Annotated in this window: 14 protein-coding genes; 10 read left to right on the top strand and 4 right to left on the bottom strand. The window is 70.9% G+C overall.

The window, feature by feature from the left end; translation table 11 throughout:
• Positions 1–108 precede the first annotated feature (108 nt).
• The 3 genes from DMB66_RS39435 to DMB66_RS39445 all read right to left on the bottom strand — a co-directional run bounded on the left by DMB66_RS39435 (position 109) and on the right by DMB66_RS39445 (position 3,682).
• Positions 109–1,338 carry an MFS transporter gene (locus tag DMB66_RS39435; RefSeq protein WP_233625159.1) on the bottom strand — a complete coding sequence of 410 codons (1,230 nt, stop codon included), beginning with the start codon at positions 1,336–1,338 and terminating at the stop codon, positions 109–111.
• Positions 1,335–1,892: a helix-turn-helix transcriptional regulator gene (locus DMB66_RS39440; protein ID WP_125809229.1), complete on the bottom strand. Its 558-nt coding sequence runs from the start codon at positions 1,890–1,892 to the stop codon at positions 1,335–1,337. Before DMB66_RS39440 ends, DMB66_RS39435 begins: the two co-directional genes overlap by 4 nt.
• Positions 1,893–1,969: 77 nt before the next feature.
• A complete protein-coding gene (locus DMB66_RS39445) occupies positions 1,970–3,682 on the bottom strand; it encodes a glycosyltransferase family 39 protein (RefSeq protein WP_233625160.1) in 1,713 nt (570 codons plus the stop codon).
• A gap of 159 nt (positions 3,683–3,841) precedes the next feature.
• Here DMB66_RS39445 and DMB66_RS39450 point away from each other — a divergent pair, with 159 nt between their 5' ends.
• From DMB66_RS39450 to DMB66_RS39495, 10 genes are all read left to right on the top strand, one after another.
• A complete protein-coding gene (locus tag DMB66_RS39450; RefSeq protein ID WP_125809230.1) occupies positions 3,842–4,183 on the top strand; it encodes a helix-turn-helix transcriptional regulator in 342 nt (113 codons plus the stop codon).
• 3 nt (positions 4,184–4,186) lie between these two features.
• On the top strand, positions 4,187–4,693 hold the full coding sequence (locus DMB66_RS39455; RefSeq protein ID WP_125809231.1) for an SRPBCC family protein: 507 nt from the start codon (positions 4,187–4,189) through the stop codon (positions 4,691–4,693).
• On the top strand, positions 4,693–5,313 hold the full coding sequence (locus DMB66_RS39460) for a dihydrofolate reductase family protein (protein ID WP_125809232.1): 621 nt from the start codon (positions 4,693–4,695) through the stop codon (positions 5,311–5,313). Before DMB66_RS39455 ends, DMB66_RS39460 begins: the two co-directional genes overlap by 1 nt.
• Positions 5,314–5,482: 169 nt before the next feature.
• A complete protein-coding gene (locus tag DMB66_RS39465) occupies positions 5,483–6,088 on the top strand; it encodes a hypothetical protein (RefSeq protein WP_125809267.1) in 606 nt (201 codons plus the stop codon).
• A 132-nt stretch (positions 6,089–6,220) separates the two neighbouring features.
• A complete protein-coding gene (locus DMB66_RS39470; protein WP_125809233.1) occupies positions 6,221–7,204 on the top strand; it encodes a PD40 domain-containing protein in 984 nt (327 codons plus the stop codon).
• A 77-nt stretch (positions 7,205–7,281) separates the two neighbouring features.
• Complete coding sequence (gene trmB / locus DMB66_RS39475) at positions 7,282–7,965, top strand: tRNA (guanosine(46)-N7)-methyltransferase TrmB (RefSeq protein ID WP_125809234.1); 684 nt, start codon at positions 7,282–7,284, stop codon at positions 7,963–7,965.
• A 275-nt stretch (positions 7,966–8,240) separates the two neighbouring features.
• Entirely contained in the window at positions 8,241–8,747 is a 507-nt protein-coding gene (locus DMB66_RS39480) for a Uma2 family endonuclease (protein WP_158647523.1), read from the top strand.
• Between the two features lie 644 nt (positions 8,748–9,391).
• The gene (locus tag DMB66_RS39485) at positions 9,392–11,611 is read left to right on the top strand and encodes an ATP-binding protein (RefSeq protein WP_233625161.1); all 2,220 of its coding nucleotides are present in this window, start codon (positions 9,392–9,394) and stop codon (positions 11,609–11,611) included.
• Positions 11,612–11,670: 59 nt separating this feature from the next.
• Positions 11,671–13,116 carry a selenium-binding protein SBP56-related protein gene (locus tag DMB66_RS39490; RefSeq protein WP_125809236.1) on the top strand — a complete coding sequence of 482 codons (1,446 nt, stop codon included), beginning with the start codon at positions 11,671–11,673 and terminating at the stop codon, positions 13,114–13,116.
• Positions 13,113–13,778: a hypothetical protein gene (locus DMB66_RS39495; protein ID WP_125809237.1), complete on the top strand. Its 666-nt coding sequence runs from the start codon at positions 13,113–13,115 to the stop codon at positions 13,776–13,778. Before DMB66_RS39490 ends, DMB66_RS39495 begins: the two co-directional genes overlap by 4 nt.
• Positions 13,779–13,815: 37 nt before the next feature.
• On the opposite strand, the gene ggt is transcribed toward DMB66_RS39495, so the two are convergent.
• On the bottom strand, positions 13,816–15,618 hold the full coding sequence (gene ggt / locus DMB66_RS39500) for a gamma-glutamyltransferase (protein ID WP_370320092.1): 1,803 nt from the start codon (positions 15,616–15,618) through the stop codon (positions 13,816–13,818).
• Positions 15,619–15,762: the final 144 nt, after the last annotated feature.

Here is a 15,762-nt window from a genome sequence, read left to right on the forward strand (position 1 = left end):
TCATCCCGATGCTCGGCGGACGGGGTGTCGAAATCCGCGCCCGCTGGATGACCGCCCAGCCGGCACTCGTACCCCTGGTTGCGAGCCGGCACCGCGACCGGCCGCCGGCTAGCCGGGTAACGGCTGGGCGTGCCGGACAGCCGGGCTGATCGTCGCTCCGATCGCTGTGACGAGCATGATGCCGGCGAGGACGAGGACGGCGCCGGTCGGGCCCGCGATGGTCAGCACCAGGCCGGCGCCGAGGGAACCGATGGGCATGACGCCCCAGGAGAGTGTCATCGCTGCGCTGCTGACGCGGCCCAGCAGTTCATTGGGCACCAGCAGCGCGGTGTAGCTGACGATCACGACGTTCCACAAAGGTCCGATGAACGCGGTGGCCGCGCCGATGGCGCCGATCCGCAGCGGGTCCTCGGCGAGCAGGAACAGCGGCAGCAGCGCGGCCCAGCACCAGTTGACGCCGATGATGACCAGCTTGGGTGTGAAGTATCGGTGGAGTCTGCCCGCCGCCAGGGCGCCGATCAGCCCGCCACCGGAATAGATGCCGAGCATCGTGCCGATGTCGCCGGCCGTGGCGCCGTGCCGCTGGGCGAGGACGACGATGACCAGGATCAGGGCCTGGAAGACCAGATTGCTGGCGGCGATCAGCAGGATCGCGGTGCGGATCAGCGGGTGGCGCCAGATCCAGCGCAGACCCGAGACCGTCGCCCGCCAGAAGGGCTCAGCGGGTGCGGTCGCCGCGCTCTGTAGATCCTTGCGGAGGAACAGCAGCGCGATGGACGCTGCGGCGTAGGAGATCGCGTCCGCTATGAAGGGCAGGGCACGGTCCAGCCCGAAGAGCAGACCGCCGAGCGGCCCACCGGCCAGGGCCGCGCCCCGGCTGCGGGCCTCGTTCTGGGCGAGGGCTGTGGGCAGCAATGCGGCCGGCACGATGGTCGGTAGCGACGCGCTCTCCGCCAGTCCGAAGAAGACAGAGCACACGCCCTGCGCGAACGCGACCACGACGAGCTGGGCGACCGTGAGGATGCCCAGCCACAGGGCGATCGGAACGGTGGCCATGGCCAGACCGGCCACGACCTGGCTGATCAGCAGGATCCGACGGCGGTTCCACCGGTCCACCAGCGGCCCGGCCGGCAAGTTGGCGACGAGAAAGGGCACCGTGGCGGCGGCTCCGACCAGGCCGGCGTCGGCGGGTGATCCGGTCGTAGCCAGCACGAGCAGCGGCATCGCGGTCGCGCTGATCCGGGCGCCGAGGGTGGCGACGACCTGGCCGCTCCAGAGCGTGACGAAGTCGCGGTTGCGCCACAGGGTCGGCCTGATCGCCGTGGTCGCGGGGGTCACGTCGGGTCCGGCGTGGGGAAGGCGTGGAACAGGACAGTGACGTGCCGGCGGCCGGGGGCGGGGTCGCGGTGCCAGCGGTTAAGGAAGGTGATGTATTCCTCGCCGAACTGGGTCAGCTCCTCCGCAGTGAGCGCGGTGCCGCCGAAGGAGTGCTGTGCGGCGTCGGCAAACTCGCCGAATCCCTCCCGGTTGGACAGGTAGGCGTGCAGGTCGTTCTCGGAGCGCTCCAGCCACTGGCGGCCGATCTCAAAGGCCACCGCCGCGACCTCGGGATCCGCCGGGCGGCGGGGCAGCCGCATGTCCTGCGGGACGGCCTGCCAGTACCGCCGGCGGCCGGCCGAGCGTTCGGTGTCCTCTTCGACGAATCCGAACCGGGCCAGCTGGCGTAGGTGATAGCTGGCCGCGCCGCGGTCCACGTCGAACGCGACGGCGAGGTCGGCGGAGGTGGCCGAGCCGCGCTGCTGGAGCCAGGTCAGCAGCTGTTGCCGCAGCGGGTGCGCGAGAGCCTTGAGGGCCTCGATGTCGGAGAGGAGCCGAGGTTGCCGATCAGCCATGATGAGAAGATATCTATGCAAAGACTTATTCTCAACTGTTGGCCCGCGCCGGGCGCGCGGGTCCGCCGGGCGATCCGTCAGGGGCGGCGATAGATGGTGATCGAGTGGCCGACCTCGTCGATCGGGTCGCCGCTGCCGCGCAGCAGCGTCGCGAGCCGCCCGGTCGCCTTGGCGATCGAGCTGTCCGACACCACCAGCAGGCCCCTGACGTCGGCCGCCGGCACCTTGAGCGGGTCCTTCGCCGTGATCCCGTACGCCGACGGCACGCCGGCGCCCTTGTACACCAGCCAGACCGGCTCCCCGGGATACCGCTGGTGCAGCCGATCGGCGAGCCGGCCGAGGTCCTGACCCCAGTCGACGTTCGAGTCGTGCAGATACCGGTGGGTGGCAGCGGGCCCACCGAAGGCCTCGTTCGAGTACGGCAGGTAGTACGGGAAGGTGCGCAGTGAGCTGACCGCGACGAAGAGCGCCAGCGCCGCGGCGCCGATGTGCGCCCAGCGCCAGCGCACGGTCAGCACCATGCCCGCCGCCACGGCCAGGAAGACGGGCAGGAAGATCACGTAGCGGGTGCCGAAGTCGCGGGACCCGGTCATCGCCACCGCCAGCAGCACGGCCGGCAGCACGAGCAGGTAGAGCGCCGCGATCCGCAGCCTCGGCACCGCCAGCAGCGTGACCGTGCCGGCGAGCCAGAGCACGAGCAGGCCGAGCGGGGTCTTCACCAGCAGGGCCGCCGGCAGGTAGTACCAGAGCGAGCCCTGGTAGTGCCGGCCGAACAGGAACCCGCTGAAGGTGGAATTCTCGAACGCGAACTGGACCCGCATGCCGTCGCGATAGGCCTCCGGGACCGGCAGCCAGTCGACGAGCATGCCTTTCAGCCCGGTCTCCGCCGGCATGCCGGCCGGCTGCGCCCAGCGCAGCGCCGGGTCGACGGCCAGGTAGACCAGCCACACGACGGCGACCGCGAGGACACCGACACCGGCCGCCGCCGCCAGCCCGCGCAGCCGCCGCAGCGCCAGGAACGCCAGCATCAGCAGCACCGGCACCGCGGGCAGCACGCTCATCCGGGTGGCCAGCGCGGCGCCGAGCGCGACCCCGGCGAGCGGCAGGTAGAGCAGCGGACGCTGCCGCGCCCGCCACACCAGCCAGGTCGCGGTGAGCAGGAAACCGACCGCGGGCACGTCGAGGGTGGCGAGCGAGCCGTGCGTGATCACGTCCGGCGAGAACGCGTACAGGGCGAGCGCCAGCACGCCGGCCGCGGGCCCGGCGAGGTCTCGCGCGAACGCGAACACCACCAGCCCGAACAGCAGCGTGAGCAGGATGATCGGGAGCCGGGCCAGGAACATCAGCCGGTACGGGTCGTTGCCGGCCTCGTAGAGCACGTGCCGGCCGAGGTCGGTCTGGTCGCCGCGGAACGCCGGATCGAGCCGGGGCTGCGCGAACGCCAGCCCGGCCGCCATGATCAGCTTGCCCAGCGGCGGGTGCTCGGGGTTGTAACGCAGGCTGTGCTGTTCCAGGTAGGTGACGGCGGTGCCGACGTAGACCGGCTCGTCGATGGTCGGCGTCTGCTGCACCGAGGTGACCACCATGGCGGCCGCCATCTGCCCCAGCAACACCACGATGAGCAGCGGTGCCAGCCAGCGGCGGCGGGGCCGCGGCGCGGCCGGTGCGACGGCGGCCGGCTCCTCGAGATCCACGGCCATTCGGCGACTTCGTGCGAGTTCCCGCAGCTCGGCCATCCGCCGGACCAGCGTGCCCGGCGATGCTGGCGGTGCGGCAGTGAAGGTCGTCATACCCAGTACGACGACTACGGCGCACTGCCTGTGGCGCTCTCGCGGGGTGCTGCACGCGAGGTAGGGCCGGCCGGCCCGAAAGATCACCCGCGAAGGCGAGAAGGCCCGCCCGATTCAGCTCGGCTTGACGCGTGCCGATATGGGAATATGATGGTGGCCATGGCACGAGCAGCGACGACGTCGGACGCGTTCAACGCGATCGCCGAGCCGCAGCGCCGGGACATCCTGGTGCTGCTGCGGGCGGGTGAGCGGCCGGTCACCGACCTGGCCCAGGAGCTGGGGATGAGCCAGTCGCGGGCGTCCAAGCACCTGCGGGTGCTCCGCGAGGTCGGGCTGGTGCGAGACCGCAGGGCAGGCAAGCAACGGCTGTACGGCATTGACGCCCGCGGGCTGCGGCCGGTCCACGAGTGGACCGGCGGGTTCGAGCGGTTCTGGAACGAGAGCTTCGACCGGCTGGACGCGTACGTGCAGGACCTGAAGCAGACACAGCAGGAGGAGTAGGCGATGAGCGCGACGGGACGAGGAGCGCCGGCGCAGTCCGCGACGGCCGACCGGGAGATCGTGCTCTCCCGGGTCATCGACGCCCCGCGGGAGCTGGTGTTCGAGGCGTTCACCGAGGTGCGGCACCTGTCGCGGTGGTGGGGTCCGGAGGGGTTCACCACGACCACGCGGGCGTTCGAGTTCCGCGTCGGCGGAGTCTGGGACTTCGTGATGCACGGACCGGACGGGACGGACTACCAGGAGTGGATCTCCTGGACCGAGATCGCCCCACCGGAGCGGATCGCACTGCTGCACGGCGAGTCCCGCGACGACCCGAACGCCTTCGAGTCGGCCCTGACGTTCGAGCCGGACGGGGCGGCGACCCGGATCGAGATGCGCACGGTGTTCCCCACCAAGGAGCTGCGCGACGAGGCGGTCGAGAAATACCACGCGATCGAGGGCGGCCGGCAGACCCTGAGCAACCTGGCTGCCTACGTCGTCGAGATCGCCCGGAAGGGAGCCGAGGACTGATGGCCGGGAAGGTGTTCTTCAGCGTGTCGATGTCGCTGGACGGTTTCATCGCGCCCGAGTCCCTCGGGGAGCTGATGGGGCAGCAGTGGTTGGAGCTGCAGCAGTGGATCTTCCCGCAGCGGTTCTTCCGGGAGAACCTGAAGCTCGGCGAGGGCGGCGAGGAGGGGCGCGACAACGACATCGTGCGGGAGACGTTCGAACGCACCGGCGCGAGCGTGCTGGGCAAGCGCATGTTCGACGCCGGCGAGCAGATGTGGCCGGCGGAGGCGCCGTTCCACACGCCGGTGTTCGTCGTGACGCACGAGAAGCGTGACCCCTGGGAGCGGCCGGGCGGGACCACCTTCCACTTCGTCAACGACGGCATCGAGCCCGCGCTGGACCGGGCCCGCGAGGCCGCCGGCGACCGGGACGTCCGCATCGCGGGCGGCGGCGCGACGATCCTGGAATACCTGAACGCCGGCCTGATCGACGAGTTCTCGATCGCGCTCTCACCCGTGCTGTTCGGCTCCGGAATCCGCCTGTTCGAGGGCGTGGACGCGGCCCGCGTGGCCTTGGAGCCGGTCCGCGCGGAGCCCTCCCCGAGGGTGACACACCTGACCTACGCCGTCCGGGAGCGATAGGCGCACGGGTCGCGCAAAAGCGACAATCAGCGTCCCCGCAGCAGGCTTGGGAATGTCGTACCCGTCGATTAGAATGTGTGTACTAAAACAAGCGCTGAGCTGCGGGGAGATCACCTTGACGACGCCCGTTTCGTCCACAACCACTCCGATCATTCCGCCGTACGCGACGATGCTCGGGTTCACCCGCTACGTCGCACGCACCGGGCCGGCGAAGGCCACCTTCGTCGGCGGGCTGCGCCGCCAGCGCGAGCGCCGCTCGGGCTTCAACCCGCACGGCCAGCTCGTCAAGGCCCTCAAGGCCGACATCGCCTTCCGCACCGGCGGCAGCTACCTCAACGGTGTCGTCGATCTGGTCAAGCCCCGGTGGAAGCCGCTCTACGAGGCCGTCAGCACCGGGGCGACGACCTACCTGCACTCCCTCGGCGACCCGGAGGAGGTCAACCTCGCACAGACCCGCGAGGCCCTCGCCTCGGTCGGCCCGCTGGCCGTCAAGATCAACCCCCACTTCGGCCTGCGGTACGCCGACGGTCGGCGCGAGGCGGTCCGGCTGCACTTCGACGAGTTGCCGCCCACCCCGGAGGTGATCACCGCGACGCTGCATCTGATGGCCCGGCACATGGATCAGATCCTGCCCAACGCCGAGCCGGTGCTGGTCGATCTGCGCCGCGGCACCGCACACCGGATCGACCCGGCGGCCAAGCCGCACGACGTGGAAAGCTGGCTGGCCGGCGAGGCCGCCGCGTTCACCGCCATGTGGGCCACCACCGCCGCCTAACCGATCGGCACGCCCGAGATACCCGAATGGTCCGCATTTCTTCCCGTTTCGGCGTGGGAACTTCTTAGGTGCAGCGCGGTTGCGACGATGTCTCCGGTGTAGGTGGCAGACAACGTCGGGGGGCGTTCGGACATGCGGGTTATCACGCGGGTCACAGGCAACATCGTGCTGGCAGTCCTAGGGGCCGCGGCGGGTGCGCTCTTCCAGACAGCACCCGCCGCGGCGGCCGCACCGGCCATGCCGGGCCTGGTCGCCTACGTCCGCGCCGGCGACGTGTGGGTGAGCAAGGGCGCGACCGAGACGAAGCTGACCACCGGCGGCGGCTGGTCGCGCCCCCGCTTCTCGCCCAACGGCAGCTCGATCGCCCTGCTCAAGGCCGGCCAGTTGTGGGTCATGAAGGCCGACGGCAGCGCCAAGCGCCGGCTGACCACCCGCGCCGCGTCCGGCCCGTCCTGGTCGCCCGACAGCGCCACCGTCGCGTTCGCGTCGCTCTCCTGCTCAGGCGGCCCGGGCGTCTACCGGATCTCGGCGACCACGGCCGGGGCCTCCCCCACGGTGGTCTTCCCGGCCTACTGCCGCGACGAGGAGTTGCCGGCCGAGCCCGCCGCCACCGCGAAAGCCGCCCCGGCCAGCTCGCTCAGCGACCGGCTCCGCTCCGACGACGCGGTGGCCTGGTCACCCGACGGCACCCGGCTCGCCTTCCGCGGCGGCGACTGCGAATCGACATACGACGCGTGCCTGACCGTGGGCACGGTGGCGACCGGGGGCGAGAAGACAGTGGCGGCGTACGGCGGCGGCAGCCTGCAGACCTCGGGCTTCGCGGTCGTCCCGAGCTGGCGCGCCGACGGGGCGAAGCTGGCCTGGACGGCGTACCAGCAGGGCGAGACAGCGGCGGACAACGAGCCGGTGCACGTGGTCGAATACGACACGGTGACGGGAGCGAAGCGCACGGTCGGCGCGAGCCAGGACCGCGAGCTCGCCTACGTGGACGCGACCCGCGGGGTGGCGACGAGCACCTACCGCAACGGTTCCTGGGTCATGATGGTCAACCTGGCGACGGGCGTCCGGACGCCGTTCCACGAGGGCTCCCAGCCGAGCGTCCAGCCGGTGAAGTAGTCGAGCCAGTCAGTCCCCCACGGCTGGTCGGCCGGCCCACCGGCGGGCGCCGGCCGCTGCGTATCTTAGACAGCCTGATGAGCGATACGACTGAGCGCCCGATCCGGACGTTTCACCCCCGGCGCGGCCGGATGAGCGGGCGGCACGCGGAGGCGATGACCGACATCTGGCCGGTCTACGGGCTCACGGTGCTCGACGGCGACCGGACTCCCCTCGACCTGAGCGGGTTGTTCGGCCGGGAGGCGCCCAAGGTGCTGGAGATCGGCTTCGGCATGGGCGACACGACCGCGACCATGGCGGCAGCGGACCCGGGGCGCGACTATCTGGCGGTTGAGGTGCACACGCCCGGCATCGGCAACCTGCTCGCCCTGATCGGCGAGCAGCGCCTGACCAACGTCCGGGTCGCGCTCGGCGACGCGATGGAACTGGTCCGCAAGTTGCCGATGGGCAGCCTGGACGCGGTGCACGCGTTCTTCCCGGACCCGTGGCCCAAGGCCCGCCATCACAAGCGCCGCCTGATCCGACCGGCGAACGTCGCCCTGCTGCGCGACCGGCTCCGGCCGGGCGGCACGCTGCACTGCGCGACGGACTGGGCCCACTACGCGGCGGCGATGGCCGAGACCCTGGACGCCGACCCGGGCCTGACCAATCCCCATGACGGCTTCGCGGCGCGCCCGGCACACCGCCCGGAGACGAAGTTCGAACGGCGAGGAGTCACCTCCGGCCGGGAAATCTTCGACTTGATCTACCGCAGGAACTGAATCCCGCTCAGGATGCGAACCGCATATCCACAGCTCAGGGCCTGATCGTGACACTGTCGGCCGTCCGCCGACGGATACCCCTGACCGGTTCAGCGCTCACCAACCCGCCGTATCGCCGCCACGCCGTCCAAGGACGGGCACGTGCAGTTTGGTCGCGCCTGGATGTCCGGCGGGCGGGTATTTTAGAGACAGCCGGTGGGCCGTGCATGGCTTTCGGGATCGCAGAGGGGGCACAGGTGAGCGCTCAAGCCTTTGGCGCGAGGATGCCGACGCACGTGACCCTGAGCGACGTCGCGAACATGGCAGCAGCCGATGAGAACCACCGGTACGAGCTGAGTCCTGAGGGAGTCCTGTCGGTCATGCCCCCCGCGGACCCTGAACACGCGCTGCTAGTGATGCGCATGATTTTCTGGCTGGCCAGCCACGGCTACGAAGCCGAACAGATCGCTGCCGACTGCGGCATCGATGTCGGCGGTGGCCGCGTACCGAATCTGACGGTGTGGGCGAAAGGTATGCCGCCCCGTCGTGCCCGGTCGAGTTACGCCGGCACGTCCGGGCTCCTCCTCGCTGTCGAAGTGGTCTCCAGCGGGTCCGAGATCGTTGACCGGATCACAAAAAAGGCCGAATACGCGAAGGCCGGCATCCCGCAGTACTGGATCGTTGAGCGTGACGGCGGAGCGACCGTGCACCGAAACGTCCTGAACGAAGCCGCGGAGTACGAGCCTGACCCGACAGGGCCTCAACCGCTCACCTGGCTCCTGGCCTCAACCCCTGACATTTGAACAAACAGGTCGACGAGCCGGTGGTTCGACGTGCTCTGTCGTGGGCGGCATCCCATTGCCGCCGTCCGGCGACGCCCTTGGGTAGATGTCATCTGACCAGGGGTTTGCCGGCGTGCAGTACGCGTTTGTGTGGAGCTCGCTGGGATCGAACCAGGAACATCACAGCGACCGCGAGCCCAACACCGGGCCGATCGGAGCGCCAGCCCGACCACAGCGCCGGGTCGGGCCGGGTCGGGTCGGGTCGGTTCCCGCCGGTTTGCCGTTTTTATGGCCTTGCCGCCCGTAGGCTGAGGGGCGGAGGTCCAAGCATGCCGCGAAGTGATCTTGGCCTCGAGCGTCTCGCCATACCGGGGGCGCCGGGCACCCGGCCCGCCGGCACGGCTGCGGCGGCGACCACACCAGCCCTTGCCGCGTCGAGCGAGACAGCGCCGGACGGAATCGCGCAGGCTGGGAAAGCGGCAGGCAGAACCGTGCAGACCGAGAAAGCGCCAGAGAAATCCGCACAGGCCGAGACCTCGCAGGCCAAAACCTGGCCGGCCAAGTCCTCGCAGACCCAGGCCGCGTCAGGCGGGGCCGGGCGGGCGGACCAGGCGCCCGGCGCCCACCGGCCCTGGCCGGACAGGCTCTCAGCGCGTGCTGAGGGGATGGATAACGGCGCCGGCGATCAGTTGGCCGCGCTCATCGCCCGGGCGGCGCACGCCTCCGGCAGCCTGGTGCATTTCGTTGACGGCGAGTTGCTGCGGATCTACGGCGGCCATGGGCTGCTGGTTCCCTGGGCTCAGGTTGGCGACACGCTGCTGCAGGACAGTCTCGCCGGGCTGATTGTCGCGGACGGGCAGCCGCTGATCATCAATGATCTTGCTACCGATCCGCGGGTTCCCGCCAGCTCGCCCGTCCGCCGGCTCGGCCTCACCGGCGCCTATCTTGGGCAGCCGATCCGGGACGGGTCCGGTGCGGTGCTCGGGATCTGCTGCGCGCTCGAGACCCAGCCGCGCGAATGGTCCGCTGATGATGTCGCCGCCGTCGGTGACGCCGCGCGGCTCGGCACCCTGCTCATCACCGAGCAGCAGGGGCGGCAGGAAGTCGATCGGCAGCGACGATTTCTCGACGCCGTCCTGGACAACCTGCACGACGGCGTCACCGCCTGCGACGCCGACGGACGGATCGTCCTGGTCAACGCGCGCATGCAACGGCTATGGGGTGGCCCGCGGATGACCGCCGGCCTCTCCGACAACGCCGCGGCCGCCCGGCCGACGGACGGGAACGGCAAACCCAACGCAACCGGCAACACCGCAACCACCGAACCAACCGACAGAAACAACCAACCCACCACCACCAGCAACACCACAACCACCGAACCAACCGACAGAAACAACCAACCCACCACCACAACCAAAGAACCAAGCGGTAGGGATGGCCGGTCCGTCGGGAACGGCGATGCCGCGTTGACCGACGGCGACGGGCAGCCCGTCGCGTCCGGTGATGTCGCGTTGTTTCGGGCGCTTCGCGGTGAGCGGCTTCGGAACGAGGAGTTGGTGTTTCAGGGCCGGGGCCGGCGGACCCGTTACTACCTGATCGACGCGCAGCCGATTCTCGGGCCGGGTGGCGAGACCGTCGGCGCCGTTCAGGCCGTGCAGGATGTCACCCGGCAGCGGCGGGCCGAGCGGTTCCGCACCTGTGAGCTCGCCGTCGTCACCGCCCTCGCCGCCGCGCCGACGGTTGAGGCCGCCGGGCCTCGCGTGCTTGAGGCCGTGGTCGGCACGCTCGGCTGGACCCATGCCGAGTTGTGGCTGGTCGACGACGCCGCCGGGGTCGTCCGGTCCGCGGCGAGCTGGCACTCGCCGAGCTGGCAGGCCGACATCGAGGTGCCCGCCGAGCTGCCGTACGGCACCGGGCTGGCCGGGCGGTCCTGGCAGGCCGGCAAGCCGTTGTGGATCCGGGACGTCGGCCGGCCGCAGAGCCTGATCTCGCCGGAGACCGCCGCGTCCTCGCAGCTGCACACCGCCCTCGCCATCCCGGTGCGCAACGGGTTGGAGCCGCTCGGGGTGCTGACCGCCTTCGCCGAGACCATCGAGGATCCCGAGGACGAGCTGGTCGCGCTCATGTCCGGGATCTCGGCGCAGATCGCCCAGTTTATCGAGCGGCGGCTGGTCGAGGATCTGCAGCGGCAGCTCATCCGGACCAAGAACGAGTATCTCGCCCTGATCGGCCACGAGCTGCGCACCCCGCTCACGTCCATCGCCGCCTACACCGAGCTGCTGCGCGACGCCGACGCCGAGACGCTCGTGGCCGACGGGCCACGGCTGCTCGAGGTGATCGACCGCAACTCTACCCAGCTCCGGCACATCATCAACGAGCTGCTGGAGCTCTCCGCGCTGGACACCGGGCACGCTGCGGTGCAGCTCACCCCCATCAATCTCGTCGAGGTGATCCGGGAGTCGGTCACCCGCACCCGGGACGCGGTCACCGGCGAGCCGGTGTCCATCGTCGACGAGTTGCCCGCCGAGCTCGTCCTGCCCGGTGACCGGCGGCGGTTGCGTCAGGTTGTCGACAACCTGCTCGGCAACGCCGTGAAGTACAGCCCGGACGGGGGCCGGATCACGGTGCGGCTGCGGACCGTCGGCCGGGCCGCCGAGCTGGCGGTCTCCGACACCGGGATCGGGGTCTCGCAGGAGGAACGCGAGAAGATGTTCACCGGCCTGTACCGCACCAGCCGGGCGCGGGACCGGGCGATCCCCGGCACCGGGCTGGGGCTGACGCTCAGCCGCGCGGTCGTCCAGCGGCACCACGGCAGCATCGAGCTCAGCGAGCACGAGGGCCCCGGTACGACCGTGCTGGTCCGGCTGCCGCTCGACGCCCGTTGACAACACCCTGACACTTGTGACCCTGTTCACAGCATCGCGCCCGGAGCAGGATGACCACCATGACGAGGTGGACACCCGACCCGACGTTCTATCCCTCTCCGCGTGATGCCGCCGCCGCGCCCACCGAGCAGCTGGCATACATCGCCGCGTTCGACCGCTCGGCCGAGCAGCCGGACGCCATCGCCGTCGTGGACACCGACCCGGCCTCCGCGGCGTACGGCACGGTCGTCGGCTGGACCGATCTGCCGCACACCGGCGACGAGCTGCACCACTTCGGCTGGAACGCGTGCAGCAGCGCCCTGTGCCCCACCGCGCCGCACCCGCATGTCGAGCGGCGCTACCTGATCGTGCCCGGCCTGCGCTCGTCGCGGATCTACGTGCTGGACACCAAGGGCGACCCGCGCAACCCCGTACTGGTCAAGGAGATCGCGGCCGAGGAGCTGGCCGGCAAGGCCGGCTATTCGCGGCCGCACACCATCCATTGCGGCCCGGACGGCATCTACGTCTCGGCGGTCGGCGGCGCCGCCGCCGACGGACCGGGCGGCATCGCCGTGCTGGACCACACCACCTTCGAGGTACGCGGCGCGTGGGAGAACGACCGCGGTGACCAGTATCTGGCCTACGACTTCTGGTGGCACCTGACCCGCGACGTGCTGGTCTCCTCCGAGTGGGGCACCCCGTCCATGATCGAGGACGGTCTCGTGCCGGAGCTGCTGCTGGGCCGCAAGTACGGCCACCGCCTGCACTTCTGGGATCTGGCCAAGCGCAACCTGACCCAGACGGTCGACCTCGGTGATCAGTATCAGATGACGCTCGAACTGCGGCCCGCCCACGACCCGCGCAAGGAATACGGCTTCGTCGGCGTCGTCACCAGCGTCGAGGATCTTTCGGCCTCGGTGTGGGTGTGGCACCGCAGGAGGCAGCCTTCAGACCGGTCAAGGGCGGCGGCGGGGTGGTCGGATGGGGAGTTCACGGTCACGAAGGTGATCGACGTGGCGGCCGAGCCCGCGGACGCCGCCGCGCTGCCGCCGGCGCTGCAGCCGTTCGGCGCGGTCCCGCCGCTGATCACCGACATCGACCTGTCGGTGGACGACCGGTTCCTTTATGTCTCGTGCTGGGGCACCGGCGAGCTGAAACAGTTCGATGTCAGCGACCCGTTCCATCCGGTGCAGACGGGCTCGATCCGGCTCGGCGGCGTCGTCGGCCGGGTGGCCCACCCGTCGTTCCCGCAGGAGCGGCTGGCGGGCGGCCCGCAGATGGTCGAGGTGTCCCGCGACGGCAAGCGGGTCTACGTCACCAACTCGCTGTACGGCTCCTGGGACGACCAGTTCTTCCCGGACGGCGTGGGCGCGTGGCTGGCGAAGATCGACGTGGACACCGAGAACGGCGGCATGACCCTGGACCCGCGGTTCTTCCCGCACGGTGCCGAGTTCCGCGGCCGGCGGGTCCATCAGGTACGGCTGCAGGGTGGCGACGCGTCGTCCGACTCGTACTGCTTCCCGTGACAGCTGGCCAGCTCGCGGTGCTGGCCGCGCTGGGCGCCTTCCACGGGCTGAACCCCGCGATGGGCTGGCTCTTCGCGGTGGCGCGTGGCATGCAGGAACGCAGCCGTCCGGTGCTGCTGCGCTCGCTGCCGCCGATCGCCGCCGGGCACCTGGCCTCGGTGGCGATCGTCGCGGCCGTGGTGTCGGCGACCGAGTCGGTGGTGGCCGGCACCACGGTGGCGACCGTCGGCGGTGTCGTCCTGGTCTGCTTCGGGCTGTGGCGGCTGCTCTCGGCCCGGCACTTTCGGTGGGCCGGGATGCGGTTGTCGGCGGCGCAACTGGCCGGCTGGTCGTTCCTGATGTCCTCCGCGCACGGCGCCGGCCTGATGCTGCTGCCGGTGCTGGCCACCACATCGGTGCCGGCGCACGAGGCCGGTCACACCGCGCATTTCGCCGCCGCCGCCCGGCAAGGCGAAGCGGGCACGCCCGCCGCGGCCCTGGACGGGCTGCTCGCGGCGGGCGTGCACACGGTGGCGATGTTCGCGGTGATGGCGACCTGCGCGCTGCTGGTCTACGAGTTCGTCGGCCTGAGCGTGCTGCGGCGGGCCTGGTTCAACATGGACAAGGTGTGGGCCGCGGTGATGGTCGCGGCTGGGGCACTGACGATCGCCCTGACGGGTTGAGGCCTGCCCTGCCGCACGGGCAGGACAGGCCCACGACTCAGCGGCGCGTCCGGACGACCGCCGCCGCGCCGCCGCCCCGCCGCGCCGGTTCGGCGCTGGCGATCAGCTTGCCGCCGGCGGAGAACTCGATCGCCGTGGCCGCGCCCAGCTCCGCCACGTCCGCGCCGAAGGTGTGCCCGAGCCCGGTGAGGGCGGGACCGTACTGGGTGTGGAAGGCCGGTTCGGCCTGGATGCCGGGCGAGTTGCGCTGGGACGCGCGCGGCGCCGCCATCGCCGCCGGCAGGGACATGCCCAGGTCGACCCGGTTGACCAGCACCTGCAGCACGGTCGTGATGATGGTCGCGCCGCCGGGCGAGCCCAGGGCCAGGAACGGCTTGCCGTCCTTGAGCACGATCGTCGGCGACATGGAGCTGCGCGGCCGCTTGTTCGGGCCGGGCAGGTTCGGGTCCGGCGCGCTGCCCTGCGTACCGGTGAAGTTGAAGTCGGTCATCTCGTTGTTGAGCAGGAAGCCGCGGCCGGGCACGACCATGGCGTTGCCGCCGGTCTGCTCGATCGTCAGGGTGTATTCGACGACGTTGCCCCAGCGGTCGGCGACGGTCAGGTTGGTGGTGCTCTGTCCGTCCTCGACCGGGCCGCCGACCAGGGCCGGCGTGCAACCGGAGGCGGTGATGTCGCCCGGCGGCACCGGCTTGATCAGCGCGCGGGCCGGATCGATCTGGCAGGCCCGCTGGCCGGCCCACCGGTCACTGATCAGCTTGTCGAGCGTGGCCTGCGGCGTGTAGGCCCCCACGTACCGGTTGCGGTCCGCGAAGGACAGCGCGGTCGCCTCCAGATACTGGTGCAGGGCCTGGGTGGTGGCGACCTTGGAGAGATCCGTGCGCTCGAGGATGTTCAGCGCCTCGCCGACGGCGACGCCGCCGCTGGACGGCGTGGACATCCCGTAGACGTCGAGGCCGCGGTAGTCCGACCTGGTCGGCGCCGGGAACCGCAGGCGGTAGTTGGCCAGGTCGGAAAGGCGCAGGTCACCGGGGCGGATCGGGTATGCCCACGGGCTCGTCGGGTTGGCGGCGACCGGCGGGTGCTGCACGGTGCGGACGATGTCGGCGCCCACCGGGCCACGGTAGAAGACGCCGGTGCCGCGCTTGGCGATCAGCCGGTAGGTGTCGGCGAGGTCGGGATTGCGCTGGGTGGAGCCGACCGCGGGCGGCGCGCCGCCGGGCAGGTAGAGCTCGCTGGTGGCGTCGAACTGGCCGAAGGCGGCCGCGTTGGCGGCGATCTGCTGCTGGAAGGTGGCGTCGACGGCGAAGCCCCGGTCGGCGACCTTGGCGGCGGGCTGCAACAGGCTGCCCAGCGAGCGGGTGCCCCACTTGCCGGCCGCGGCCTCCCAGGTGGCGAGGGTGCCGGGGGTGCCGACGGCGAGGCCGCTGACCCGGGCCTCCTGGAAGTCGTACGGCAGGCCGTCGGCGGGGTCGACGAAGATGTTCTCGGTCATCGTGGCCGGCCCGGACTCACGGCCGTCGATGGTGTGCACCTTGCGATGCTTGGCGTCGTAGTAGACGAAGAACCCGCCGCCGCCGATGCCGGCGGAGAACGGCTCGGTGACCCCGAGCGTCGCGGCGGCGGCCACGGCGGCGTCGACCGCGTTGCCGCCCCGGCGCAGCACGTCGAGCCCGACGGCGGTCGCGGTGGGATCGACGGTCGAGACGGCGCCGCCGTAGCCGGTCGCGGTGGGGGCCTTGGGTGGGGCGCCGCCGTGGGCGGAGGCCGCGGCGGGCACGAGGGCGACAGTGGTCGCGGTGAGCGTGGCCGCCATGGCCAGCGCGATCGGATACCGCATCATGCCTCCGAAGCGATGGGAACAGTGTGGACAGTCTCCTGCCTACCGGTAGTGGCGGGTGGGCACAACCCGCCACCCGGAAGCGCTCGTCCGGGTCTGGGAGAGCGCTCCGTGGCGGCCTGCCTGGCAGTGGTCCTGGCGGCGTTC

This window comes from Actinoplanes sp. ATCC 53533 (assembly GCF_003947245.1).